Source organism: Pseudomonas sp. PKS (genome assembly GCF_051913525.1).
Lineage (GTDB): Bacteria > Pseudomonadota > Gammaproteobacteria > Pseudomonadales > Pseudomonadaceae > Aquipseudomonas > Aquipseudomonas guariconensis_D.
This window is the reverse complement of record NZ_JBEGDO010000014.1, coordinates 114,024-136,859: the sequence shown is the minus strand read 5'-3', so window position 1 is coordinate 136,859 and position 22,836 is coordinate 114,024. Positions and strand designations below refer to the sequence as shown.

General features: G+C 63.9%; 19 protein-coding genes. 5 read left to right on the top strand and 14 right to left on the bottom strand.

The features are described from left to right. Nucleotides 1-95: 95 nt before the first annotated feature. Entirely contained in the window at nucleotides 96-737 is a 642-nt protein-coding gene (locus ABOA88_RS15905; protein ID WP_328325141.1) for a TetR/AcrR family transcriptional regulator, read from the bottom strand. 169 nt (nucleotides 738-906) lie between these two features. On the opposite strand from ABOA88_RS15905, the gene ABOA88_RS15900 reads away from it, so the two are divergent. Together ABOA88_RS15900 and ABOA88_RS15895 are read left to right on the top strand one after the other, a co-directional pair. Beyond that, a complete protein-coding gene (locus tag ABOA88_RS15900; protein WP_196167613.1) occupies nucleotides 907-2,007 on the top strand; it encodes an efflux RND transporter periplasmic adaptor subunit in 1,101 nt (366 codons plus the stop codon). Between the two features lie 6 nt (nucleotides 2,008-2,013). Next, nucleotides 2,014-5,070 carry an efflux RND transporter permease subunit gene (locus tag ABOA88_RS15895; RefSeq protein WP_367851437.1) on the top strand — a complete coding sequence of 1,019 codons (3,057 nt, stop codon included), beginning with the start codon at nucleotides 2,014-2,016 and terminating at the stop codon, nucleotides 5,068-5,070. 109 nt (nucleotides 5,071-5,179) lie between these two features. On the opposite strand, the gene ABOA88_RS15890 is transcribed toward ABOA88_RS15895, so the two are convergent. The 3 genes from ABOA88_RS15890 to plsB form a co-directional block, all read right to left on the bottom strand. After that, nucleotides 5,180-5,869 (bottom strand): DUF4197 domain-containing protein, encoded by a 690-nt coding sequence (locus tag ABOA88_RS15890; RefSeq protein WP_196167611.1) that lies wholly within the window; start codon nucleotides 5,867-5,869, stop codon nucleotides 5,180-5,182. Between the two features lie 35 nt (nucleotides 5,870-5,904). Then, entirely contained in the window at nucleotides 5,905-6,303 is a 399-nt protein-coding gene (locus ABOA88_RS15885) for a YbaY family lipoprotein (RefSeq protein ID WP_367851436.1), read from the bottom strand. A 102-nt stretch (nucleotides 6,304-6,405) separates the two neighbouring features. Next, on the bottom strand, nucleotides 6,406-8,892 hold the full coding sequence (gene plsB / locus ABOA88_RS15880; RefSeq protein ID WP_367851435.1) for a glycerol-3-phosphate 1-O-acyltransferase PlsB: 2,487 nt from the start codon (nucleotides 8,890-8,892) through the stop codon (nucleotides 6,406-6,408). 231 nt (nucleotides 8,893-9,123) lie between these two features. Here plsB and ABOA88_RS15875 point away from each other — a divergent pair, with 231 nt between their 5' ends. Then, entirely contained in the window at nucleotides 9,124-9,333 is a 210-nt protein-coding gene (locus tag ABOA88_RS15875) for a cold-shock protein (RefSeq protein ID WP_011535295.1), read from the top strand. A 69-nt stretch (nucleotides 9,334-9,402) separates the two neighbouring features. Here ABOA88_RS15875 and ABOA88_RS15870 read toward each other — a convergent pair whose 3' ends face one another. The 4 genes from ABOA88_RS15870 to ABOA88_RS15855 all read right to left on the bottom strand — a co-directional run bounded on the left by ABOA88_RS15870 (nucleotide 9,403) and on the right by ABOA88_RS15855 (nucleotide 14,592). Further along, the gene (locus ABOA88_RS15870) at nucleotides 9,403-9,780 is read right to left on the bottom strand and encodes a hypothetical protein (protein WP_070094142.1); all 378 of its coding nucleotides are present in this window, start codon (nucleotides 9,778-9,780) and stop codon (nucleotides 9,403-9,405) included. Nucleotides 9,781-9,799: 19 nt separating this feature from the next. Further along, a complete protein-coding gene (locus ABOA88_RS15865; RefSeq protein ID WP_196167608.1) occupies nucleotides 9,800-10,612 on the bottom strand; it encodes a putative RNA methyltransferase in 813 nt (270 codons plus the stop codon). Continuing rightward, nucleotides 10,612-11,763, bottom strand: coding sequence for a succinyl-diaminopimelate desuccinylase (gene dapE, locus ABOA88_RS15860; RefSeq protein WP_070572389.1), 1,152 nt, complete (start codon nucleotides 11,761-11,763; stop codon nucleotides 10,612-10,614). Before dapE ends, ABOA88_RS15865 begins: the two co-directional genes overlap by 1 nt. 237 nt (nucleotides 11,764-12,000) lie before the next feature. After that, nucleotides 12,001-14,592 (bottom strand): glycosyltransferase, encoded by a 2,592-nt coding sequence (locus tag ABOA88_RS15855; RefSeq protein ID WP_367851434.1) that lies wholly within the window; start codon nucleotides 14,590-14,592, stop codon nucleotides 12,001-12,003. Between the two features lie 248 nt (nucleotides 14,593-14,840). Here ABOA88_RS15855 and tcdA point away from each other — a divergent pair, with 248 nt between their 5' ends. Next, on the top strand, nucleotides 14,841-15,650 hold the full coding sequence (gene tcdA / locus ABOA88_RS15850; protein WP_196167606.1) for a tRNA cyclic N6-threonylcarbamoyladenosine(37) synthase TcdA: 810 nt from the start codon (nucleotides 14,841-14,843) through the stop codon (nucleotides 15,648-15,650). Between the two features lie 100 nt (nucleotides 15,651-15,750). Here the strand turns inward: tcdA and ABOA88_RS15845 are convergent, their stop codons facing one another. The 4 genes from ABOA88_RS15845 to ABOA88_RS15830 form a co-directional block, all read right to left on the bottom strand. Beyond that, nucleotides 15,751-16,161: a SufE family protein gene (locus tag ABOA88_RS15845; RefSeq protein ID WP_196167605.1), complete on the bottom strand. Its 411-nt coding sequence runs from the start codon at nucleotides 16,159-16,161 to the stop codon at nucleotides 15,751-15,753. Next, a complete protein-coding gene (locus ABOA88_RS15840) occupies nucleotides 16,158-17,363 on the bottom strand; it encodes a cysteine desulfurase (protein ID WP_196167604.1) in 1,206 nt (401 codons plus the stop codon). Before ABOA88_RS15840 ends, ABOA88_RS15845 begins: the two co-directional genes overlap by 4 nt. Nucleotides 17,364-17,442: 79 nt before the next feature. Further along, nucleotides 17,443-18,477 carry a 2,3,4,5-tetrahydropyridine-2,6-dicarboxylate N-succinyltransferase gene (gene dapD, locus ABOA88_RS15835; protein WP_043208895.1) on the bottom strand — a complete coding sequence of 345 codons (1,035 nt, stop codon included), beginning with the start codon at nucleotides 18,475-18,477 and terminating at the stop codon, nucleotides 17,443-17,445. Nucleotides 18,478-18,518: 41 nt separating this feature from the next. After that, on the bottom strand, nucleotides 18,519-18,866 hold the full coding sequence (locus tag ABOA88_RS15830; RefSeq protein WP_196167603.1) for an ArsC family reductase: 348 nt from the start codon (nucleotides 18,864-18,866) through the stop codon (nucleotides 18,519-18,521). Between the two features lie 271 nt (nucleotides 18,867-19,137). Between ABOA88_RS15830 and ABOA88_RS15825 the strand changes: the two genes are divergently transcribed. Continuing rightward, nucleotides 19,138-20,784: a Na+/H+ antiporter gene (locus tag ABOA88_RS15825; RefSeq protein WP_196167602.1), complete on the top strand. Its 1,647-nt coding sequence runs from the start codon at nucleotides 19,138-19,140 to the stop codon at nucleotides 20,782-20,784. A 5-nt stretch (nucleotides 20,785-20,789) separates the two neighbouring features. Here the strand turns inward: ABOA88_RS15825 and ABOA88_RS15820 are convergent, their stop codons facing one another. Together ABOA88_RS15820 and dapC are read right to left on the bottom strand one after the other, a co-directional pair. Beyond that, on the bottom strand, nucleotides 20,790-21,530 hold the full coding sequence (locus tag ABOA88_RS15820) for a peptidase M12 (protein WP_367851433.1): 741 nt from the start codon (nucleotides 21,528-21,530) through the stop codon (nucleotides 20,790-20,792). A 105-nt stretch (nucleotides 21,531-21,635) separates the two neighbouring features. Next, nucleotides 21,636-22,829, bottom strand: a complete 1,194-nt coding sequence (dapC, locus tag ABOA88_RS15815; protein ID WP_196167600.1) for a succinyldiaminopimelate transaminase — start codon at nucleotides 22,827-22,829, stop codon at nucleotides 21,636-21,638. Nucleotides 22,830-22,836: the final 7 nt, after the last annotated feature.

The window sequence follows — 22,836 nt, the reverse complement described above, 5'->3', positions numbered from 1 at the left end:
AGAGCAAAAGTAGGTCGCCGTAAAGGCGAAAAGCGCCGGTGGCGCCCCCACCAAATCCGGATATTCACACAGCCTGAAAGCCCAAGCCCAAGCCCTTAAACCCGATACCCCCGCATGAACAACCCAACCACCTCCCGCACATGCACCTCCGCCTCCTCCACCGTCAACGCCGGCGCGCACCCCAGCAGCAACCGATAATCCGGCGCCCCCTTCACCAAGCAGAAGAAATGCTCAGCCGCCCGCAAGGGATTGTCGATCGCCAGCAACCCCCGCTGCGCGACACCGGCCAGCAGCGCTTCCATCCCGGCCAGTACTCGCTTGGGGCCCGCCTCCCAGAAGTACTCGCCAAAGCCAGGGTCTTGGTTCCCCAGGGCAATGATCAACCGACTCAACTTCACCGACTCGTCACTGCTGATCAACGCCTGAAACCCACGGGCGATGTTCAGCAGCACCTGTTCCAGCGGCACGCCTTCGGGCAGCTCGAAAATCAGGTCAGGCAGTTGGGTCTGACACGTCGCCATGACGGCCGAACCAAACAGGGTCTGCTTGTCGTTGAAATGGCTGTAGACCGTGAGTTTTGAAACACCTGCCGCCGCAGCGACCGCATCCATGCTGGTGTTCGCATAGCCAAGACTCAGGAACAAGGTCTTGGCGGCTTCTAGGATGGCCTCGCGCTTGGCCAGGTCCTTGGGCCGGCCAGGGCCAGTGGGTGCGTCGTTGGACATGGGGATCCGCATCGTGATGAAAAGTCCCCCATCTTAACGGGTCGCAGCGCATCCGGCTGCTAAAGGCGCGGATCGTTAATACGTTTTTCTCTGTGTTACCCGCTTCCCGACCCTGATGTCCTGACTTAATATACTCGCCAGTATAAATATTCGAGGCGCTCCTCGCGAAAGGACATCCATCATGTTGCGTCATGCCTTGCCCATCGTTTTACCCGCCACCCTGGCCTTGTTGCTGGTCGCCTGCGGTCAGGAAGCCGCGGCCCCTGCCGTGCCGCGCCCGGCGTTGGTGGTCCAGCCCCAGCCAGCGGGTGCTTCGAGCGACAGTTATCCCGGCGAAGTGCGGGCTCGCTTCGAACCTGAGCTGGCCTTTCGTATTGGCGGCAAGGTGAGCAAGCGCCTGGTGGAGGAGGGGCAGCGGGTCAAGGCCGACCAGCCGCTGGCCGAGCTCGACCCACAGGATGTCCGTCTGCAACTGGAGGCCAACCGCGCCCAGCTCGCCGCCGCCGAAGCCAACCTGGCCCTGGTGCGGGCCGAGCGCGATCGCTACCAGAAGCTGCTGGAGCGGCAGATGGTCAGCCGTTCCCAGTACGACAACGCCGAGAACCTCTACCGCGCAGGCCAGGCGCGCCTCAAGCAGGCCAAGGCAGAGTTCGACGTGGCCGGCAATCAGGCGGAGTACGCCGTGCTCCGGGCACCTCAAGCGGGCGTGATCGCCAAGCGTCAGGTCGAGGTGGGGCAGGTTGTGGCGCCGGGGCAGACGGTGTTCACCCTGGCCGCCGATGGTGAGCGGGAAGTGCTCATCGGCCTGCCGGAGCAGCAGTTCGCCCGCTTTGGTGTGGGGCAAACGGTGAGTGTGGAGCTGTGGTCGCACCCGAACGCGCGTTATCCGGGGCGCATTCGCGAGCTGTCTCCGGCGGCCGACCCCCGCTCACGCACCTACGCTGCGCGGATTGCCTTCACCACCTCCAGCACGCCGGCCGAGCTGGGGCAAAGCGCCCGGGTGTTCATTGCCCACGCCGAACGCGCGCCGCTGTCGGTTCCGCTTTCGGCGGTCACGGCCGAGCAGGGCCAGGCCTACGTCTGGCGCATCGGCAAGGACAACCGCCTCGAGCGCGCGGTGGTGCGCCTGGGCCCTTATGGCGATGACAGCGTGCCGGTGCTCGAGGGCCTGGAGGCGGATGACTGGGTGGTGGCCGCAGGTGGCCATGTGTTGCGCGAGGGCCAGCAAGTCCGGCCCGTGGACCGCTCCAACCGTGATGTGAACCTGGCGACCAAGGAGTAAGTCCCGATGGGTTTCAACCTTTCCGCCTGGGCCTTGCGCAACCGGCAGATCGTGCTGTTCCTGATGATCCTCCTGGCCGCGATTGGCGCGATGTCCTACACAAAGCTGGGGCAGAGCGAGGATCCACCGTTCACCTTCAAGGCCATGGTCATCCGCACGATCTGGCCAGGTGCTACCGCCGAGGAGGTCTCCCGGCAGGTCACCGAGCGCATCGAGAAGAAGCTGATGGAAACCGGCGAGTACGAGCGAATCGTGTCGTTCTCGCGTCCAGGCGAGTCCCAGGTGACGTTCATGGCCCGGGACTCCATGCACTCCGATGCCATCCCCGAGCTGTGGTACCAGATCCGCAAGAAGGTCGCGGACATTCGCCATACCTTGCCGCCCGAGATTCAGGGGCCGTTCTTCAATGATGAGTTCGGCACCACCTTCGGCAATATCTATGCACTGACAGGTCCCGGGTTCGATTACGCCGTGCTCAAGGACTACGCCGACCGTATCCAGATCCAGCTGCAGCGGGTCAAGGACGTGGGCAAGGTCGAGCTGATCGGCTTGCAGGACGAAAAGATCTGGATCGAGCTCTCGAACCTCAAGCTGGCCACCCTCGGCGTGCCGTTGCAGGCGGTGCAGCAGGCGCTGAGCGAGCAGAACGCGGTGAGCACCGCAGGTTTCTTCGAGACCCCCAGCGAGCGTCTGCAACTGCGTGTCAGCGGGCGTTTTGACAGCGCCGAGCAGATTCGCCAGTTCCCGATCCGCGTAGGAGATCGTACCTTCCGTATCGGCGATGTGGCCGAGGTGCATCGCGGCTTCAACGACCCACCTGCGCCACGCATGCGCTTCATGGGCGAGGACGCAATCGGCCTGGCGGTCTCGATGAAGGACGGTGGCGACATCCTGGTGCTGGGCAAGGCCCTGGAGGGCGAGTTCGCCCGCCTGGCGCGCAACCTGCCGGCGGGCATGGAGTTGCGCAAGGTTTCGGACCAGCCCGCTGCGGTGAAGGCAGGCGTAGGGGAGTTCGTCCAGGTCCTGGTCGAAGCCCTGGCCATCGTGCTGCTGGTGAGTTTCTTCTCCCTGGGCCTTCGCACCGGCCTGGTGGTGGCCCTGGCCATTCCGCTGGTGCTGGCCATGACCTTCGCCACGATGCATTACTTCGGCATCGGCCTGCACAAGATCTCCCTCGGCGCACTGGTGCTGGCGCTGGGGCTGCTGGTGGACGACGCAATCATTGCCGTGGAGATGATGGCGATCAAGATGGAGCAGGGGTTCGACCGGCTCAAGGCGGCGAGCTATGCCTGGTCCAGCACGGCATTCCCGATGCTCACTGGCACCTTGATCACGGCGGCGGGCTTCCTGCCGATCGCCACGGCGGCCTCCAGTACTGGCGAATACACACGTTCTATCTTCCAGGTGGTGACCATTGCCTTGCTGACGTCCTGGGTGGCCGCGGTGGTCTTCGTGCCTTACCTAGGCGACCGCCTGCTGCCAGACCTGGCCAAGCGTCACGCCGAGGGTGCGCACGGTCCGGATCCGTATGGCACGCCGTTCTACCAGCGTGTGCGCCGCGTCGTGGAGTGGTGCGTACGCCGGCGCAAGACAGTGATCGTGCTGACGGTCGCGGCTTTCGTTGGCAGCATCCTGCTGTTCCGCTTCGTGCCCCAGCAGTTCTTCCCGGCCTCGGGCCGGCCTGAACTGATGGTCGATCTCAAGCTCACCGAAGGCGCATCGCTGGCCAACACGACCGAGCAGGTCAAGCGCCTGGAGGCACTGCTCAAGCAGCAGGATGGCATCGCCAACTATGTGGCCTATGTCGGCACGGGGTCGCCGCGCTTCTACCTGCCGTTAGACCAGCAACTGCCTGCGGCGAGCTTTGCCCAGTTCGTGGTACTGGCCAAGAGCCTGGAGGATCGTGAAGCCCTGCGCAGCTGGCTGATCGCCACGCTGGATGCGCAGTTCCCCGAGCTGCGTGGACGGGTCACCCGTTTGGAGAACGGCCCGCCGGTGGGCTATCCGGTGCAGTTCCGGGTGACGGGCGAGCATATCGAGAAGGTTCGTGCCCTGGCGCGGGAGGTGGCGATCAAGGTGCGCGAGAACCCCCATGTGGTGAACGTGCACCTCGATTGGGAGGAGCCGAGCAAGGCGGTGTTCCTCGAGATCGACCAGGACCGCGCCCGGGCCCTGGGCGTGAGCACCGCGCACCTGTCGAGCTTCCTGCAGAGCTCGCTGACCGGCACCACGGTCAGCCAGTACCGCGAAGACAACGAGCTGATCGAGATCCTGCTGCGCGGCACCGGCCAGGAACGCCGTGAGTTGGGCAACCTCGGCAGCCTCGCGTTGCCCACCGACAACGGCCAGAGCGTGGCGTTGTCCCAGGTGGCGACCTTGGAGTACGGCTTCGAAGAAGGCGTGATCTGGCACCGCAACCGCCTGCCCACGGTGACCGTGCGGGCCGACATCTATGACAAGGAGCAGCCGGCGACGCTGGTCAAGCAGATCCTGCCAACCTTGCAAACGGTGCGTGATGCCTTGCCGGAGGGTTACCTGCTGGACGTCGGTGGCGCCGTGGAGGATGCCGAGCGCGGCCAGCGTTCGGTGAACGCCGGCATGCCACTGTTCATCGTGGTGGTGTTGACGTTGCTGATGGTGCAGTTGCGCAGTTTCTCGCGCACGGTGATGGTGTTTCTCACCGCGCCCTTGGGGCTGATCGGTGTGACGCTGTTCCTGTTGGTGTTCCGTCAGCCTTTTGGGTTCGTCGCCATGCTCGGCACCATCGCATTGGCGGGGATGATCATGCGTAACTCGGTGATCCTGGTGGACCAGATCGAACAGGACATCGCGGCGGGGCTGGATCGCTGGCAGGCGATCATCGAAGCTACGGTGCGGCGCTTCCGGCCGATCGTGCTCACCGCCCTGGCGGCGGTATTGGCAATGATCCCGCTGTCGCGCAGCGTGTTCTACGGGCCGATGGCGGTGGCCATCATGGGCGGGTTGATCGTGGCCACCGTGCTGACGCTGTTGTTCCTGCCAGCGTTGTATGCGGCGTGGTTCAGGGTGAGGAAAAGCGGCTAGCTGCAAGTTGCGAGCTGCAAGTCGCAAGGGGGCGAGGCCATGCAGGTCTCGCTTCTTGCTTGTGGCTTGCCGCGTGGAACTTGCAGCTTTTAGCTTGCCGCTGCGCGCTTCAAAGCGCGCCGAAGACCTTCTTGGCCAGACTGGTCGCGGCCTGGGCTGGGTTCTGGCGAATGTTCTGCTCCTGCTTGCCGATCATCTCGAACAGGCCATCGAGCGCTTTCTCGGTCACGTAGTTCTCGATGCTCGCGCTCTTGGCGTCCACCACGCCCAGGGCCACGGCTTGGCCTGCGAAGTTGTTGTACTGCTGCGCCAGGCCAACCTTGTCGGTGGCTTGCTTGACGATCGGCAGGAACTTGGCGCGGATTTCTTCACGGCTGCTCTTGTTCAGATACTGGGTAGCCGAATCCTGGCCGCCATTGAGGATGTCCTTGGCGTCGGTCACGGTCATCTTCTTGACCGCATCGACCAGGATCGCCTGGGCCTGCGGCACCGCTGCCTCGGCCGCCTTGTTCATGCTGTTTTCCAGGGCATCGACCTGCTCACCCTTACCGAACATCTTCATCGCCTTGGCGGCCTTGCCGAGGTTACCCGGCAATTCGATGCGCACATCCGGGTTGTTGCTGAAGCCGCCAGGGGTGCTCAGTTGCTTGACGGCGATCTGGGCGCCCTGGGTCAGGGCGTCCTTCAGGCCGCCGGTGGCATCTTTCTGGCTCAAGTCACCGAGCGACAGGGCCAGGGCACTGGCCGACAGCAGCAGGCCGGCGCACAGGGTGGTGAAACGTAGGGAGGTGCGAATCATGCTGGGTATTTCCTTATAGCTGGGAGAGGGTGGGCTCAGCGCACCGGGTCGACCTTGATTCGCACAGGCTGCGGATCGCTGCCGTCGAGGTTCACGCCGTGGTGTTCGGTATTGATGAACAGCAGCTTGCCGTCCAGCTCGATGCGTGCACTGACTGCATAGCGGTGGCCGGCTTTGATCTGGGTCGGGTCGTAGATGAGGTGAAACGGCAGTGGGACATTGCCCTTGACCGGGCCGGCCTGGTTGGCCAAGGTCACCGCCGGGGCGTCCATCAGCGAGACGTCCTGCAGGCTCACGCTCAGGGTGGCCGCCGGTGGCAGGGCCATGCGCTGCAGGTAGAAGACTTCGCCGTCCAGGCTGGCCTGGTGGGAGGGAGTGTTGCTGGTGCAGGCTGCGAGCAGGGATACGCCGCACAGCATGAAGAGTTTTTTCATGGAATCTCCGGTGTCCTTGGGGTTGGCTTTTGGCCAACCTCAGGGACTTTAGCGGATTTTTCCGGAGGATTCAGCGTTGGGGCTCCGGCGTCCGGTCTGATGTCAGGCGGGGGCTCCCTCCACCGGCTCGTCGCGGTGCAGCGCCACTTGGCGGATCGACAGACGCAGCTCTGCCGACAACACGCGCTTGGCCACGCCCTCGGCGAGTTCGCCGAGCTTGTCGTGATAGCCCAGCTTGCCCTGGCTGTCGGGGCGCAGCACATCCTGGTCGATCAAGGTCTGGATGAAATGGCGGAACAGCGTCTTGTCGAAGAACTCCGGGGCGTTCAGGCCATGCAAGATCGACAGGCGCTGAGCCATCATCACGCACAGCTCTTCCAGCTCCTCGGCGCTCAGGGTGTTCTGGCCGCTATTGAGCAGTAGGGACGTGGCCATGTAGAAGCGTTGCAACGTCTGGGTGATGCTCCGGGCCAGCAAGGTCAACAGCACGAACTGCCGCGAACTTGGGGCCGGGCGCAGGTAGACGCCATTCTCGAAGCGCAGCAGACCCTGTGCTACCAATGCGTCGAGCCATTGGTCGATGACCTCGTCCAATTGCTCGGGTGCCCAGCGCAGGAACAGTTCGGCCTGCAAATACGGATACAACGCCTTGACGTACTGGCCGACCAGTTCGCGGCTCATGCGTGAGCTGCTCAGGAAGAAGCTCGCCAGCAAGGCCGGCAGGGCGAAGATGTGCAGGACGTTGTTGCGGTAGTAGGTCATCAACACTGCGTTGGCTTCATCCAGGTAGAGGATGCGGCCCAGGGCGTCCTTTTGCTCCGAGAGCAGGTCCATGCCCCTGACATGTTCGATCAAGGCCGGACCGTCACCCTCCGGCAGGGTGGTATGAGGGGAGTAGGGGACCTGGCGCAGCAAGGCCAGGTACAGGTTCAGCACTCGGGTCAGGGCGCGTTCATCCAGGGCCAGGCGGCTGGTGGACAGCAGTGCCAGGGCGACCAGGTTGACCGGATTGATCGCCGCCGCTTCGTTCAGGTGACGTGCCACGGTCTCGCCCAGGCGGGTGGTGGTTTCGTTCAGCCAGGCCGGGCGGAACTGTGGGCCCAGGGCTTGCTCGCGCCAACCGGGTTGCTGCTGGTCGAGGAAGGCGTTGAGGCGGATCGGTTCGCCGAAGTTGACATAGACCTGGCCGAAGCGCTGCTTGAGTGCGCCGATGACCTTGAAGATGTCGAAGATCGACTCTTTCTTCTTGCTCGCCCCGCGCAGCTCGCCCAGGTAGGTGCGGCCTTCGAGCACGCGCTCATAGCCGATGTACACCGGCACGAAGACAATCGGCGTGCGCGAGGAGCGCAGGAAGCTGCGCAAGGTGATGGCCAGCATCCCGGTGCGCGGTTGCAGCATGCGCCCGGTGCGCGAGCGCCCGCCTTCGACGAAGTACTCCACCGGGAAGCCCTTGGTGAACAAGGTGTGCAGGTATTCGTTGAACACCGCCGTGTACAGCGGGTTGCCCTTGAAGGTCCGGCGCATGAAGAAGGCGCCGCCACGGCGCAGCAGGCCGCCGATCACCGGCATGTTGAGGTTGATGCCGGCGGCGATGTGCGGGGGCGTGAGGCCGTTGCGGAACAACAGGTACGAGAGCAGCAGGTAGTCGATATGGCTGCGGTGGCACGGCACGTAGATCACCTCGTGCCCTGGCGCGATGCCTTGCACCTGCTCGATGTGGTTGACCTTGATGCCGTCGTAGATCTTGTTCCAGAACCAGCTGAGTACCACTTCGAGGAAGCGGATCGCCGTATAGGTGTAGTCCGAGGCGATTTCGTTGCCGTACCGCAGGGCCTGGGCTTCTGCCTTGGCGTAGGGAATCTTCTCTCGCTCGGCTTCGTCGCTGATCGCCTGGCGCACCAACGGGTCATGGACCAGCCCCTTGACCAGGTTGCGTCGGTGGGAAATGTCCGGGCCGATGACGGCGGTTTTGAGGTTGCGAAAGTGCACGCGCATGATGCGTTGGGCCATGCGCACGGTGCGCTCGTGGCCTTTGTTGTGCTGGATCAGCTCGCGCAGCTGGATCGGCGCGGAGAACTGCACACGGGTCTTGCGCCCCAGGATCAGCACGGTCAGCAGGCGGCGCAGGCGGCCGGTGACCGCCCAGCTGTCGGCGAACAGCAGTTTCCAGGGGCTGGACTCGCTGGCGGGCGACTGGCCCCAGAACACGCTGACCGGAATGATCTGCGCGTCCTCTTCCGGGTGCTGGCTCACTGCGTCGACCAGACGCTCCAGTGTGGGGGGCGCGCCGCGTTTGTCATGACGGCCGAGCCAGTCCGGATCGGGCGTCAGGTAGAAGAAGGCCGCAGGCTCCTGCAGCGAACCGACGGTGACAGGCAGCACAGGACGCGGTAGCCCCGCCTTGGTGCATTCGCGATCGACGACGGCCAGGTCCGTCAGCGAGGGCGAAGGCAGTGCGTAGAACACAGGACGGCTGCGATCGAGCTTCAGAGACAGGGATGACTGGTTGATGGTCTCGGAGCGCACCCACAGGTACAACAGGCGACGCAAGGCGCCGAAAATCATTCGGCGCAGGGGGGAACGGGTCATGGGTGTGTGCCCTGGGAGAGATTTTTAAGTGATATTCCAGGCAGTTAGTCTGCCGTATCTGCACAAGTTCGGCAAAATTCGCCAAATCGGCGCCCAGTCATGAAATTTTTTTGTTCGCTGTCATATACTCGGTCCGCAGCTTGCAAGATATTTCTGCGAGCTGCGTCAGCACGGGGTGGTGACCTCGTGCTTGCAAGGCGATCTTCAAAATAAAAATCCGGAGTAGTTCAGATGTCGTCTCGTGAGACTGGGAATGTGAAGTGGTTCAACGATGCCAAGGGTTATGGCTTCATTCAGCGTGAAGGTGGGGCGGATGTCTTCGTCCACTATCGTGCTATCCGCGGTGAGGGGCATCGTACCCTGGTCGAGGGACAACAGGTGGAGTACGCCCTTGTGCAAGGCCAGAAAGGCCTGCAGGCTGAGGACGTCGTCGGTCTGTGACCGCTGTCTGAAGCGGTAAGCTTCAAGCTGCAAGCTGTCCGTGGAGCTTGCAGCTTGTCGCCAGAAACATCAGTGGGTGCGCCAGGTGATTTCCTGTTCACCGTCGGCGCTGATGCGGATCCAGCGATCGGCATCTTCTTCCCCATCTTCCTCGGCCCAACTGCCCGGTGCGCAGCGCACTTCGACGCCCAGCGCGGCATAGGCGGCGCGAGCACAGGCGATGTCGTCGTCCCATGGCGTCTGGTCGCTTTCGAGGAACAGGCTGTTCCATTTCCCCACAGCCTTGGGTACCCAGGTGACCGGAATGTTACCGGCCATGCACTTCCAGGTCTGGCCACGTTGCTGCCATTCGCTGCAAGCGCCCAATGCCTGGCTGAGCCATTCGGCCACTTGCTTGTGGTCGACGTCGGTGTCCTTGAGGTAGATCTCGATATCGGGTTGGCGCATAAAAAGGCTCCGGGTGTGCTCAGTCTTGGCGCACGAAATAGTCATAACGCATGGAAACCGTCACGTCGAACGGCTCGGGCTGCTCGATCACTTGCGCGCGTCTTTCGGCGCTGGCGCGCCAGCCGTGCGGTGTCATGGCCAGCAGGTCGGCGCGGGCCTTGGGCTCGGCCAGGCTCAGGCGGAACTCGAGCACTTCGCCGTGGGCGTGATGCATGCCCTCGGGAATCAGGGCCAGGTGCTTGTCATCGGCGTAAGGGCGTACTTCATCGTAGAGCACCTGGCGCAGCTCCATCAGGTGACCACTGGTCGGCCCCACCCGCATCAGCCCGCCGCCGGGGCTGAGCAGGCGCTTGGCCTCCTGCCAGTCCAGCGGGCTGAACACGCTGGCGATGAACTGGCAACTGGCATCGAGCAGGGGCACGCGGGCCATGCTCGCGACCATCCAGGTCACCTGCGGGGCGCGGCGGCAGGCGCGCTTGACCGCCTCGCGGGAGATATCCAGCGCATAGCCTTGGGCCTGCGGCAACGCCTGGGCGATCTGCGCGGTGTAATAGCCTTCGCCGCAACCGATGTCGAGCCAGGCGCCGGGCTGGCGTTCGGCGGCCAGTTCAGCCAGGCGCCGGGCGACAGGCGCGTAGTGGCCGGCATCAAGGAAGTCGCGGCGGGCTTCGACCATCGCTTGGTTGTCGCCTGGATCGCGGCTGTTCTTGTGCTGCACCGGCAGCAGGTTCAGATAGCCCTGGCGGGCGCGGTCGAAGCGGTGCCCGGAGGGGCACACCACGCCGTTGTCGAGCCGCGTCAGGGCGGCCTGGCAGAGGGGGCAGGCGAGCATCAGGCGAGCAACCGTACCAGGGTCTGGTAGTAAATCTCTGTCAGCAGGTCGAGGTCGCTGGCCAGGATACGTTCGTCGACCTGGTGGATGGTCGCGTTGACCGGGCCGAGCTCGACCACCTGGGTGCCGAGGGTCGCGATGAAGCGTCCGTCGGAGGTACCGCCGCTGGTGGAGGGCTGGGTATCACGACCGGTCACGCCCTTGATGCTGGCCGAAACCGCATCGAGCAGCTCGCCCGGTTCGGTAAGGAATGGCAGGCCCGACAGCGCCCAGTCGATGCTCCACTCCAGCTGATGCTTGTCGAGGATTGCTGCCACGCGAGCCTGCAGGCCCTCGACCGTGGATTCGGTGGAGAAGCGGAAGTTGAACAGCGCGGTCAGTTCGCCCGGCACCACGTTGGTGGCGCCGGTACCGGAATTGAGGTTGGAGATCTGGAAGCTGGTCGGCGGGAAGAACGCATTGCCTTCGTCCCAGTGCTCGGCGGCCAGTTCCGCCAGGGCCGGCGCGGCCAGGTGGATCGGGTTGCGCGCCAGGTGCGGATAGGCCACGTGGCCTTGCTTGCCACGTACGGTCAGCTTGGCGCCGAGCGAGCCGCGACGGCCGTTCTTCACGACATCGCCCAGCAGGCTGGTGCTGGAAGGTTCGCCGACGATGCACCAGTCCAGACGCTCGTTGCGTGCCTTGAGGCGTTCGACCACGGCCTTGGTGCCATGGTGCGCCGGGCCTTCCTCGTCGCTGGTGATCAGGAAGGCGACCTTGCCGCGGTGGTTCGGGTAGTCCCGCACGAAGCGTTCGCTGGCCACCACCATGGAGGCAAGGCTGCCTTTCATGTCCGCGGCGCCACGGCCGCAGAGCATGCCATCGGCATCGATCAGGGCTTCGAAAGGCTCATGTTGCCAGGCTTGCACGGGGCCGGTAGGGACCACGTCGGTGTGGCCGGCAAAACACAGCACAGGGCCTTCCTGGTTGCCGTGGGTGGCCCAGAAGTTGTCGACGTCCTCGATTCGCATCGGCTCGAGTTCGAAACCGACGGCGCCCAGGCGTTGCATCATCTGGGCCTGGCAGTCGGCATCGACGGGAGTGACCGAGGGGCGACGGATCAGGTCGCAGGCCAGTTGAAGGGTAGGCGAAAGCTCGGCTGGGGCCGTCATGAAGGACTCCGGGGCAAGGCGGGCGGGAAAACAGGGGCGTTATCTTATATCAAATGAATACGACGGGCACTGGGAATGGGGCCGCCGTGCGGCCCCTTCGCGACACAGGGCCGCGCCCAACAATGATCACCGCTTACCCTGGGGGAGCAACGATCTAGCCCGCGGCGATGTCTTCGTGGGTAAACCCGCTCCCACAGGCATTGCGAACCAGGGCGCAGCCCTGGCCGGGCACAGGGGTCAGATTGCCTTGGCCTCGACGGCCTCATCCCCAGGCTTCGGCAAGGACGACAGCATTGCCATCACCAGCGCCGCCAGGTAAGGCAGCGACTGCACCAGCAACATGGCCACCCAAAAACGCATGTCCGCCCCCGGTAGGCCTTGCACCAGGTAGATGCCCAGCGCAGCGCCCCAGAGCAGCAGCATGATGAACAATTCCTCGCGGGCCTCGGAAATCGCCACCCACAAGCCATGGCTGTCAGCATTTTTCGGGGTGCGGAAGAACGGCATGCTGCTGGTGAAGAAGCCGTACAGCACCGCCTTGGCGATGGTGTGCGACAGCGCAAGCCCCGCCAGCGCCGCGGCGAAGGCATCCTTGAGGTTCACGCCCACTGCGCGGCGATAGAGGAAGATGATCTTACCGACCTTGAAGAAGAACAGCGCCAGCGGCGGGATGGCGAAGATCATCAGCGGCGGGTCGACCCGCTGCGGAACGATGATCATCGCTGCCGACCAGAGCAGGGCGCCGACGGTGAAGAAGATGTTCATGCCATCGGCGATCCACGGCAGCCAGCCAGCGAGGAAGTGGTAGCGCTGGCCACGGGTCAGCTCGCTGCCCTTGCCCCGCAACAGGGCGGCGGCATGGTGCTTGATGATCTGGATGGCGCCGTAGGCCCAGCGGAAACGTTGCTTCTTGAAGTCGATGAAGGTGTCGGGCATCAGGCCCTTGCCGTAGCTGTTGTGGGCATAGGCGGCCGAAAGCCCCTTCTCGAACACCCGCAGACCCAACTCGGCATCCTCGCAGATGCACCATTCGGCCCAGCCCAGCTCTTCCAGGACCGAGCGTCGGGTCATGGTCATGGTGCCGTGCTGGATGATCGCGTCTCGGTCGTTGCGGGTGACCATGCCGATGTGGAAAAAGCCCTTGTATTCGCTATAGCACAGCTTCTTGAAGGCGCTTTCGTGTTGGTCGCGGTAGTCCTGGGGCGATTGCACCACGGCGATCTTCGGGTCGGCGAAGTGCGGCACCATGTGCTTGAGCCAGTTGCGGTCGACACAGTAGTCCGAGTCGATCACCGCGATCACTTCGGCGTCCTTGGCCGTATGAGGAATCAGGTAGTTCAGTGCGCCGCCCTTGAAACCGGCCAGCGGTGCGACGTGGAAGAAGCGGAAGCGTTCGCCCAGGCGCTCGCAGTGGGCCTTTAGCGGCTCCCAGACGGCCGGATCCTTGGTGTTGTTGTCGATCACCAGCACTTCGTAGTCCGGGTAGTCCAGGGTGGCGAGGGCGTCCAGGGTCTGCTTCACCATTTCCGGCGGCTCGTTGTAGCACGGCACATGAATCGACACCTTGGGCCTGTAGGCCGAATCGCCTTGCACCGGCAGGAACTCGCGCCGACGCTTGTGGATCCAGACCGCTTCGGCCAGTTCGTGGGCTTCGGTCAGCAGCACGATGAACACGCCCAAGGCGCCCAGGGCCAGCAGCACGCCCACGGTCAGGCTGAACCAGGTGCTGTATTGCTGGCTGTAGTCATAGGCGATCCACACCAGCACCGATCCGCACAGGAAGGTGATGAACGTGAGGAAGGTGCGACCGCGTTGGCGCAGCGCCGAGCCGTCGATCAGCAGCACAGTCAGGGCAATCATCGCCAGCACGACCGACGCCACCGCCAGGGCGCGCCATTGCGGGATCGCCACGACCGGCCCCTCGAAGTTGAACTTCTGCTGGCGCGCGGCGTTGTACACGCCCCAGTAGGCGCCCACCGAGCCTTCGTCGCTGGCTTTCCAGGGTTGGTCGTAGGCCTCGATGACGAAGTAGTTGTAGCCCCGTCGGTTGAGCGTGTTGACCAGTGTACGCAGGTAGATGGCCTGGTCGGCCTGGGTCGCGTCGGCCCCGCCGCGCATACGGCCATTGCTTGGCCAGCCGACTTCGGAAAGCAGCAGGGGCTTGCGAGGGAACTGATGCTTGAGTTCGCGGGCGCGGTCGAGAACGAACTGCAGCGAATCCTTCATCGGCACGAATTCCCAATAGGGCAGGATGTGCGCGGCGATCAGGTCGACATGCTTGGCCAGCTCGGGGGTTTCCTTCCAGATGTGCCACTGTTCACTGGTCGTGACCGGCACCTTGACCGCAGCACGCACCCGGTCCAGATACCCGATCAGCGCCTCGGGCGTGACCTCCTTGCGGAACAGCGCCTCGTTGCCCACCACGACCCGGACCACGCTGCGGGAGGTATTGGCCAGCTCGATCGCCTTGGCGATTTCGCGTTCGTTGCGTTCCAGGTCCGGGCTGATCCAGATCCCCAGGGTGACGCGTAGGCCAAGTTCCTCGGCCAGGCGCGGGATGTCGGCCTGGGTGCCCTCGACGGTATAGATGCGGATGCTGTCGGTCAGCTTGCTCATCTGCTCCAGGTCCTGACGGATCTCCTCGTCGCTGGGGTACTGCCCCTTTTGCGGGCTTTGCCCAAGGCGGAACGGCGAATAGGAGAAACCAGAGATCTGCTCCGGCCAGGCGGGGGCAGACACCGGACGGTTGATCAGCGCCCAGAAACCGGTGAACAGCGCGGCGATGGCCAGGACCACTACCAGGTTGAGACCGAATTTGCGTGATGACATAGATGTTTCAGATTCCGAAGGAGAGCGGGGCGGGCAATGGATTGGATTTCCCGCTGGAGATGAAGTTCTGAAGCCGCTCGGCTATTGCTCAGGACCACTGCGATTAGTGGGATATTAAAGCAGGATTTGTAGGGGCTTTACTAACTAGGCCCTCGCAAGGGGCTGCCAGGTGCGGTGATCGGCCTGCACGACAGCCCCAGGGCCGGCCCATTGGCTTATAATGCGCGCCGTTTTTTCAGGGGGTGAGCATGAGCACAGAAGATCCACGCTTCGCCGGCGTTGCCCGGCTGTATGGCGAGCAGGGCCTGGAGCGCCTGCGCCGAGCCCACGTGGCAATCGTCGGTATCGGGGGCGTCGGGTCCTGGGCCGCCGAGGCCATGGCCCGCAGTGGCGTGGGCGAGATCACCCTGTTCGACCTGGATGATGTCTGCGTGAGCAACACCAACCGTCAGGCTCATGCATTGGAAGGGCAGGTCGGGCGGCCCAAGGTCGAAGTGATGGCCGAGCGCCTGCGGGCGATCAATCCGGCCTGTACCGTGCACGCGGTGGCTGACTTCGTCACCCGCGACACCATGATCGAGTACATCACCGAAAATCTCGATTGCGTCATCGACTGTATCGACAGCGTGATGGCCAAGGCCGCATTGATCGCCTGGTGTCGTCGTCGCAAGATCGCCATTGTCACCACCGGCGGCGCGGGCGGGCAAATCGACCCGACCCAGATCCAGATTGGCGATCTCAACAAGACCTTCAATGATCCATTGGCCTCACGGGTACGCTCGACCCTGCGGCGCGATTACAACTTCTCGCGCAATGTGTCACGCAACTACGGCGTGCCCTGTGTGTTCTCCAGCGAGCAGCTGCGCTACCCCAAGGGGGATGGCAGCGTGTGCCTGCAGAAGAGTTTCGTGGGGGAGGGCGTGCGCCTGGACTGCTCGGGCGGGTTCGGGGCAGTGATGATGGTCACCGCAACCTTCGGCATGGTCGCGGCGAGCAAGGCGGTGGAAAAACTGGTGGGCGGTGCCCGACGGCCTTCGGAGCGGGTCAAGGCCGAGTGAGCCGGTGATTGCTCGCCGCCTGCTTCTTGGGCACGAAGGGCCATGGATGATAGTTGCCTCAGGAGCCCTTTCGCGGGTTTACCCGCGAAGAGCCCCCCAGTCATTGACGGCCCGCCAATTCAGCCATTCGCTGCAACACCGCATGAAGGCCATTGGAGCGTGACGGCGAAAGCTGACGTTCCAGCCCCAACTGGGTAAACCAGCCGCGCAGATCGACCTGCGCCAGCTCCGCGCTGGGCAAGCCCTGCACCCGCACCAGCAACAGCGCCAACAGGCCGCGCAGCAGACGTGCGTCGCTGGTGGCCTTGAAGTGCCACTGGCCGTTGTCGTGCTCGGCCACCAGCCACACGAGGCTTTCGCAGCCGTGTACACGATGCTCTTCGGTCTTCTGTGTTTCTGTCAGCGGCTCCAGGCGATCGCCCCATTGCATCAGCAGTCGCGCCCGTTGCTCCCAGCCCCGGGCCTGTTCGAAGTGCTCCAGCGCCTGGCTGGCGGCGGCAGGCAGGTTCATCGCAGCAGCTCCAGGCCTTGATCCAGGGCATCGAAGAACCGTTGCAGGTCGTCGCTGTCGTTGTACAAGGCCAGGGACACACGAATCGCCCCGTCCAGGCCCAACCCTTTGAGCAGTGGCATGGCGCAGTGATGGCCGGCGCGTACGGCGATGCCTTGCTCTGTGAGTAGATGGGCGATATCGGCATTGTGCACACCCTCTACCACAAAGCTCACCAAGGCCGCTTGTGGCGTGCCCAGGATGCGAACGCCTTCGCGATCGCCCAGGCCCCGCAGCAGGTAGTGATGGAGGCTGGTTTCATGGTCGGTCACGGCCGTGGCGTCGAGGCTGGCCAGGTAATCGAGGGTCGCCCCAAGGCCAATGACGCCCGCGATCGGCGGCGTGCCGGCCTCGAAACCCAGCGGTGCCGGACGGAAACTGGCGCTAGGGTAGTCGGCCAGTTGCACCATCTCACCGCCAAATTGCCAGTGACGCAGTTGCTCCAGCGCCTGTGGGCGGCCGTAGAGCACACCGACGCCTTCGGGACCATAGAGCTTGTGGCTGGAAAATACGTAGAAGTCGCAGCCCAGTTGTTGCACGTCATGGCGGCCATGCACCACGCCTTGGGCACCATCGACCACCGTCAGCGTGCCTTGGGCGCGAGCATGGGCGAGCAGGGCCGGCAGTGGCTGCCAGGTGCCAAGCACGTTGGACAGCTGGCTGACCGCCAGCAACCGGGTACGCGGGCCGATCAGTTGCAGGGCCTGGTCCAGGTCGATGCGGCCGTGTTCGTCCAGTGGCAGCACCACCAGGCGCAAATTCCGGCGTCGCGCCAGTTGCTGCCAGGGCAACAGGTTGGCGTGGTGTTCCAGGGCACTGATTGCAATTTCATCGCCCGCTTCGAAGCGGTATTCCAGGCCATAAGCCAGCAGGTTGAGCGCCGAGGTGGCGCCATGGGTGAACACGATCTGCCGGGAATCTGCGGCGTTGAGCCAAGCGGCTACCTTGTCGCGGCTGGCCTCGAAGGCCTGGGTCGCCAACGCGCCAGGCAGGTGCTGGGCACGATGCACATTGGCTGCGCCATGGCCGTAGTAATGGCTCAGGGCATCGAGCAAAACTTGAGGTTTCTGCGTGGTGGCGGCGCTGTCCAGGTAGGTCTGGTGCTGGCGTTGCAGGGCGGCGATGGCGGGGAAGTCGGCACGCCAGGGGGAGGGCTGGAACATGATCGCGGGGCCTGGAATGAAAAATCGGGACTGACACGACGTCAGCCCCGATCTTATCACTTCAAACCCGGGCAGGTTCTCAGTTGTGGGCGTGCAGCGCCTCGTTCAGCTCGATGGCCGACTTGTGGGTCTTGCACTCCACTGCGCCATTGAGCGAGTTACGACGGAACAGCAGGTCGGTTTGGCCGGCCAGGTCGCGCGCCTTGACTACCTTGACCAGCTGGTTGTTTTCGTCCAGCAGATTCACTTTGGTACCGGCGGTGATGTACAGGCCTGCTTCCACGGTGTTGCGGTCGCCCAGCGGGATACCGATACCGGCGTTGGCGCCGATCAGGCAGCCTTCTCCGACCTTGATGACGATGTTGCCGCCGCCGGACAGGGTACCCATGGTCGAGCAGCCGCCGCCCAGGTCCGAGCCCTTGCCGACGAACACGCCCGCGGAGACGCGGCCTTCGATCATGCCTGGGCCTTCGGTGCCGGCGTTAAAGTTGACGAAGCCTTCGTGCATGATGGTGGTGCCTTCGCCGATGTAGGCGCCCAGGCGTACACGGGCGGTGTCGGCGATACGCACGCCAGCCGGAACCACGTAGTCGGTCATCTTCGGGAACTTGTCCACCGAGAACACTTCCAGCAGCTCGCCCTTCAGGCGCGCTTCCAGTTGCAGTTCGGCCAGCTCGCTCAGGTCGACCGCGCCTTGGTTGGTCCAGGCGACGTTCGGCAGCAGCGGGAAGATGCCGGCCAGGCTCACGCCGTGCGGCTTGACCAGGCGGTGCGAGAGCAGATGCAGCTTCAGGTACGCCTCCGGAGTGGAGGTCAGCGCGCCGTCTTCGGCCAGCACGGTGGCGACCAGCGGCTTGTGGCTTTCGGCCAGGCGGGTCAGCAGTGCGGCCTGGGCGGCGTCCACGCCCTTGACGGCTTCAGCCAGCTGGGCGGCCTGGGCGTTGCTGAAGGCGATGGCCTGGTTGCCGCCTTCGTAGCCGAGGATCGGCGCGATGGCTGCGACCAGCTCGGCGCTCGGGGCGAGGACAGGCTGAGCGTAGAAGACTTCCAGCCAGGTGCCCTGGCGGTTCTGGGTGCCGACACCGAAGGCCAGGCTGAACAGGGTAGTGGACATGCAATTACCTCATGCGAATAAGGGGTTGAAGCGAAGGCGTTTCAGGCCAGTGCCGCGGTGTACAGGTCGGGCTTGAAGCCCACCAGCGTGCGGTCACCGAGATCGAGCACCGGGCGCTTGATCATCGAAGGCTGGGCCAGCATCAGTTCGACGGCCTTGGCCTGGTCGAGATCGGCCTTGCTGGCGTCGTCCAGCTTGCGGAAGGTGGTACCGGCGCGGTTTAGGATCACTTCCCAGCCGTGCTCGTCGCACCAGCGGTTCAGGCTGTCGCGGTCGATGCCCTGGGTCTTGTAGTCGTGGAAGGCGTAGCCGACTGCGTTTTCGTCAAGCCAGGTACGGGCCTTCTTCATGGTGTCGCAGGCTTTGATGCCGTAGAGAGTGTAAGCCATTGAATTCATCGGGGATCATTGGCTTCCCCAATCCTCCCCATGTTCTCCCGAAAGTCAGTCGCCGGATTATGCGGCATCGTTCCATTGAGCGCCACGGCTGTGGTCGCGCAGGTTTGTCGCATCGAGAGGAGTAGCATTGTGTTACATATTTGCCGGGCAGCTGCGACTATCGTGCAGCGGCTCAAGGTAGCGGAGCACCGCTAACATATTGTTTCAAAGTCTATGTCTCGCCTGCGCTGTCGTTTGTCCGTTCAAAGAGGAAGCTTTGCCGATGCAGTCAGCCTATACCGTCCTAATCCTGCTGATGCTGGTGAGCTTGTCGAAGCTGGTGGGGCGGGTGATTCCGCTGCCGCTGCCGCTGGTGCAGATCGGCGCCGGCGCTTTGCTGGCCTGGCCTACCCTCGGGTTGCACGTTGCGTTGGATCCGGAGTTGTTCCTGTTCCTGTTCTTGCCGCCCTTGCTGTTCGCCGATGGCTGGCGCATGCCCAAGCGTGAGCTTTGGCGCATACGTGGTCCGGTGGTGGCGCTGGCAGTGGGCCTGGTGCTGTTCACCGTGGTCGGTGCGGGTTACTTCATCCACTGGCTGCTGCCCAGCATTCCCCTGCCGGTGGCGTTCGCCTTGGCGGCAGTGCTGTCGCCTACCGATGCAGTGGCGGTGTCGGCCATCACCCAGGATCGCCTGCCCACGCCGTTGATGCACATGCTCCAGGGGGAGGCGCTGATGAACGACGCCTCGGGCCTGGTGACCTTCAAGTTCGCCCTGGCCGCGGCGATCACTGGCGTGTTTTCGTTGGCCGACGCCAGCCTCACCTTCGTGCTGGTCGCTCTGGGTGGCTTGGGCGTGGGGGTGGTCTTGAGCTGGCTGGTCGGGCGCCTGCGCATGTGGATGATCGCCCGGGGCTGGGATGACCCGGCGACCCATGTGGTGTTCATGCTGCTGCTGCCGTTCGCCGCTTATGTGCTGGCCGAGCGCCTGGGGGTGTCGGGCATCCTGTCTGCGGTGGCGGCGGGCATGATGCAGAGCTGGCTCGACCTGTTGCCGCGCCAGACCAGTACACGCTTGCTCAACCGCAGTGTCTGGTCCTTGCTGGAGTTTGCCTTCAATGGCCTGATCTTCCTGTTGCTCGGGTTGCAGTTGCCGGACATCGTCAAGGCCGTGGTCTCTGATGAGGCCACGGTGTGGCCGACCCTGGCCTGGCGCTGCCTGGACGTGCTTGCCATCTTCGCGGCGCTGATCCTGTTGCGTTTTGTCTGGGTGCAGAGCATCTGGCGCGCGATCGGGGTCGTGCGGCGCTGGCGTGGCAAGCCGGAACTGGTGTTACTGCCGACGGCGCGCTCCTGCTGGTTACTGACCTTGGGCGGGGTGCGCGGCGCCGTGACCCTGGCCGGTGTGATGTCGATACCTTTGCTGATGGGGGCCGGCAAGGCCTTCCCCGAGCGCGACCTGCTCATCTTCATTGCCGCTGGGGTGATCCTGCTGTCACTGATCTGCGCGGTGATCACCTTACCGATCCTGCTGCGCGGCGTTACCCGCAGCCCGGATGATCGCTTGCGCCAGGAGGTCCAGGAAGCTTGGCGACGCACGGCAGAAGCGGCGATCCACGCGCTGGAGGCGGAAGAAGTGATCGATGCCAACGCCGCTCAGGATGCAACCCAAGCCACCATGGCCACCGAGTTGAAGGCGCGTCTGATGGCCGAATACCGTGATGAGCTGGACAGCTACAACGACTCGGCAGAGGCCCGGGCCCTGGCCGAGCAAATGGACCTGCTGGAACGTCGCCTGCGTCTACGTGCGCTGCGCGCCCAGCGGCTTGAACTGTACAACCTGCATCGCCAGCACTTGGTCGGCGATGAAGTGGTGCGCCAGGTGTTGGGCGAGCTAGACCTCAGCGAGGCGAACCTCGGCCAAGTGCGCTGAGGACATCAGTCATGGGGATAGGCCAGGCGCATGAACGCCAGGTCTTTGTCGCTCAGCTGACTGTTCAGCCCAACTTCCCAGTCGCCCAAGGTGTAGGCCTGGGGGACAGGATAGTGCATGACTGAGCCGGGGTCGTAGTCGGTCTTGACCAGGCCGACGTCGTCACGTGTGCCGATCATTTCCTCCATGACGTGCTGGTGCGTCCAGCCGGGCATCGCGGTGACGCTTTTCAGCACCTCGGGCAGGTTCCAGGGAATGTTTGCGCCAGGGTGCTGATGTTCGTGCTCCGCGCCCAGGGCGTGGCCGAATTCATGCAGCACGACGTGTTCGAAACTCGCCTGCGCCGGTACAACGTTCAGGTTCATGGTTTCGCCCCTGGTCGTCAGCGCGTCGGTGCCCACGAGCGATTCGTTGTGTATCAGCGATGGGTGGGCACGTACCCGGATCTGTGCACGTGGGTCGTCATCCAGCGCAAGGTCGAGCGAGAGGTTGGCGTCGGATTTGTCCAGCCAATGGCTGGCCAGGTCGAAGATATCGTTTTTCAGGCGCCGGTCGGTCGAGCCCAGGAACGAGACCCAAAGGGTACGGCCCGTACGCCAGAGCTTGCCATGCACGCCAAGGGCGCGTTTTCGGCGGTTGGCCAACGGTGCGTTGCCAGCGTTGCGAGGGTTTTCGGCGATCGCCAGGGCGTGTGCTTGGCGCATGTCCAGAGGTGCGCGCCGACGAGGAAAGATCAGTGAGGTCAAGGGAAAAGCTCCGCTATGTGAAAGATGCGGAGCTTTTCCTGTTGCCGGTGGCTATGTGCGGTACATATTGCTCGCGCGCAGGTTCGCTGCCTGGCGCGTCGCATCTCAGCGAGTCAGGAAGGCGCGAATCCGTTCTGCCGCCTCGATGCACTCGGCCAACGGTGCGACCAGCGCCATGCGCACGCGGCCAGCGCCGGGGTTGACCCCGTCCACTTCACGAGACAGGTAAGAGCCAGGCACCACCGTCACATGTTCGGCTTCGAACAGGTCGCGGGTGAAGTCGGCATCGCTGCCGGGCACCTTGGCCCACAGGTAGAAGCTGCCGTCGGGACGCTGCACGTCCATCACCGGCTGGAGAATGTCCAGCACCGCGTCGTACTTGGCCCGGTACTGGTCGCGGTTCTCGCGCACGTGGGCTTCGTCCTGCCAGGCCGCCACGCTCGCCAGTTGGGTCTGCACCGGCATGGCACAGCCGTGATAGGTACGATAGAGCAGGAATGGCTTGATGATCTTGGCATCGCCAGCCACGAAACCGGAGCGCAGGCCCGGCAGGTTGGAGCGTTTGGACAGGCTGTGGAACACCACGCAGCGGGCGAAGTCGCTGCGGCCCAGCTCGGCACAGGCGCTGAGCAGGCCGGGTGGCGGCGCCTCTTCGTCGAAGTACAGCTCGCTGTAGCATTCGTCCGCGGCAATCACGAAATCATGCTCGTCGGCCAAGGCGATCAGCTTTTTCAGGGTGTCCATCGGCACCAGGGCGCCGGTGGGGTTGCCGGGCGAGCACAGGAAGAGGATCTGGCAACGCTTCCAGATTTCGACCGGCACGGCGTCGAAGTCAGGGTTGAAGCCGTTGCTTTCCAGGCATGGCAGGTAATGCGGCGTAGCGCCAGCCAGCAGGGCCGCGCCTTCGTAGATCTGGTAGAACGGGTTGGGGCTGACCACCAGGCCGTCATCGGCTCGGTTGACCACGGCTTGGGTGAAGGCGAACAACGCCTCGCGGGTGCCATTGACCGGCAGGATATGATGGTCGGCATCGAGCCAGCCGGTCGGTACACCGAAGCGTCGCTCACACCACTGGCCGATGGCCTGGCGCAGGGCTGGCAGGCCGATCGTGCTCGGGTACACCGCCAGCTTGTCGAGGTTGTCGGCCATGGCCTGGGCGACGAACGCCGGCGATTCGTGCTTCGGCTCGCCGATCGACAGGGCGATGGCGCGCTTGTCCGCCGCAGGCTTCACGCTGCCCAGCAGGGCGCGGAGTTTCTCGAACGGGTAGGGCTGAAGCTGGGTCAGGGCATGGTTCATCGGCGCA

Excerpts from the sequence above, each read along its gene's own strand:
- ABOA88_RS15895 (WP_367851437.1), top strand. The coding sequence starts at position 2,014 with ATGGGTTTCAACCTTTCCGCCTGGGCCTTGCGCAACCGGCAGATCGTG.
- ABOA88_RS15840 (WP_196167604.1), bottom strand. The coding sequence starts at position 17,363 with ATGTTCCAGCCCTCCCCCTGGCGTGCCGACTTCCCCGCCATCGCCGCC.
- tcdA (WP_196167606.1), top strand. The coding sequence starts at position 14,841 with ATGAGCACAGAAGATCCACGCTTCGCCGGCGTTGCCCGGCTGTATGGC.
- ABOA88_RS15855 (WP_367851434.1), bottom strand. The coding sequence starts at position 14,592 with ATGTCATCACGCAAATTCGGTCTCAACCTGGTAGTGGTCCTGGCCATC.
- ABOA88_RS15885 (WP_367851436.1), bottom strand. The coding sequence starts at position 6,303 with ATGAAAAAACTCTTCATGCTGTGCGGCGTATCCCTGCTCGCAGCCTGC.
- ABOA88_RS15830 (WP_196167603.1), bottom strand. The coding sequence starts at position 18,866 with ATGGCTTACACTCTCTACGGCATCAAAGCCTGCGACACCATGAAGAAG.
- dapE (WP_070572389.1), bottom strand. The coding sequence starts at position 11,763 with ATGACGGCCCCAGCCGAGCTTTCGCCTACCCTTCAACTGGCCTGCGAC.
- dapD (WP_043208895.1), bottom strand. The coding sequence starts at position 18,477 with ATGTCCACTACCCTGTTCAGCCTGGCCTTCGGTGTCGGCACCCAGAAC.
- ABOA88_RS15865 (WP_196167608.1), bottom strand. The coding sequence starts at position 10,612 with ATGCTCGCCTGCCCCCTCTGCCAGGCCGCCCTGACGCGGCTCGACAAC.
- ABOA88_RS15845 (WP_196167605.1), bottom strand. The coding sequence starts at position 16,161 with ATGAACCTGCCTGCCGCCGCCAGCCAGGCGCTGGAGCACTTCGAACAG.
- plsB (WP_367851435.1), bottom strand. The coding sequence starts at position 8,892 with ATGACCCGTTCCCCCCTGCGCCGAATGATTTTCGGCGCCTTGCGTCGC.
- ABOA88_RS15900 (WP_196167613.1), top strand. The coding sequence starts at position 907 with ATGTTGCGTCATGCCTTGCCCATCGTTTTACCCGCCACCCTGGCCTTG.
- ABOA88_RS15870 (WP_070094142.1), bottom strand. The coding sequence starts at position 9,780 with ATGCGCCAACCCGATATCGAGATCTACCTCAAGGACACCGACGTCGAC.
- ABOA88_RS15825 (WP_196167602.1), top strand. The coding sequence starts at position 19,138 with ATGCAGTCAGCCTATACCGTCCTAATCCTGCTGATGCTGGTGAGCTTG.
- dapC (WP_196167600.1), bottom strand. The coding sequence starts at position 22,829 with ATGAACCATGCCCTGACCCAGCTTCAGCCCTACCCGTTCGAGAAACTC.
- ABOA88_RS15890 (WP_196167611.1), bottom strand. The coding sequence starts at position 5,869 with ATGATTCGCACCTCCCTACGTTTCACCACCCTGTGCGCCGGCCTGCTG.
- ABOA88_RS15905 (WP_328325141.1), bottom strand. The coding sequence starts at position 737 with ATGCGGATCCCCATGTCCAACGACGCACCCACTGGCCCTGGCCGGCCC.
- ABOA88_RS15875 (WP_011535295.1), top strand. The coding sequence starts at position 9,124 with ATGTCGTCTCGTGAGACTGGGAATGTGAAGTGGTTCAACGATGCCAAG.